Below are 864 nucleotides of genomic sequence, written 5' to 3'. Positions count from 1 at the left end.
CATGGCGATGGGGCGCTCCGACAGCGAGCCGATCTCGCAGACGGCGAGCGCGATCATGTCGGCGGCGAAGGCCACCGGCTCGGCGTGGAAATTGCCGCCGGAAAGCGCGGTGTCATCCTCGGCGAAGATCAGCGGATTGTCGGTGACGCCGTTGGCTTCGGTGCCCAGCGTGTCGGCCGCCTGGCGCAGCACGGTGAGTGCCGCGCCCATCACCTGCGGCTGGCAGCGCAGGCAATAGGGATCCTGCACGCGTTCGTCGCCAACCCGGTGCGATTCACGGATGGCGCTGCCGGCCATCAGATTGCGCAGGGCGTCGGCCGTCTCGACCTGCCCGGGATGCTTTCTCAGCACATGGATGCGCGGATCAAAGGGTGCGTCGGAGCCTTTTGCCGCGTCGGTCGACAGGGCACCGGCGACCAGCGCCGATTGGTAGAGCACTTCGGCCTCGAACAAGGCGGCCAGCGCATAGGCGGTCGAAAACTGGGTGCCGTTGAGCAGCGCCAGGCCCTCCTTGGCGCCCAGTGTCACCGGTTCCAGGCCATGCGAGACGAAGGCGACCTTGGCCGGGAAACGGCCATGTGGGGTAAAACATTCGCCGACACCGATCATCACCGCCGTCATGTGCGACAACGGGGCGAGGTCGCCGGAGGCGCCGACCGAACCCTGCGCCGGCACCACCGGGATGACGTCGTTGGCCAGCATCGCTTCCAGCAACTCGATGGTTTGCGGCCGCACACCCGACGCGCCCTGCGCCAGGCTGGCGAGCTTCAGCGCCATCATCAGCCGGCAAACGGCAACCGGCATCGGCTCGCCGACGCCGGCGGCGTGCGACAGGACGATGTTGCGCTGCAAGGTCTCGAGATC

General features: G+C 67.7%; 1 protein-coding gene. It reads right to left on the bottom strand.

From position 1 onward, the window contains the following. Positions 1-864: aromatic amino acid lyase (locus tag EN925_RS37815; protein WP_164894766.1), on the bottom strand; the 864-nt coding region annotated here is incomplete at both ends.

Origin of the sequence: Mesorhizobium sp. M7A.F.Ca.US.006.04.2.1 (assembly GCF_004022915.1) — a bacterium.
Lineage (GTDB): Bacteria > Pseudomonadota > Alphaproteobacteria > Rhizobiales > Rhizobiaceae > Mesorhizobium > Mesorhizobium ciceri.
This window is presented reverse-complemented; position numbering and strand designations above follow the sequence as displayed.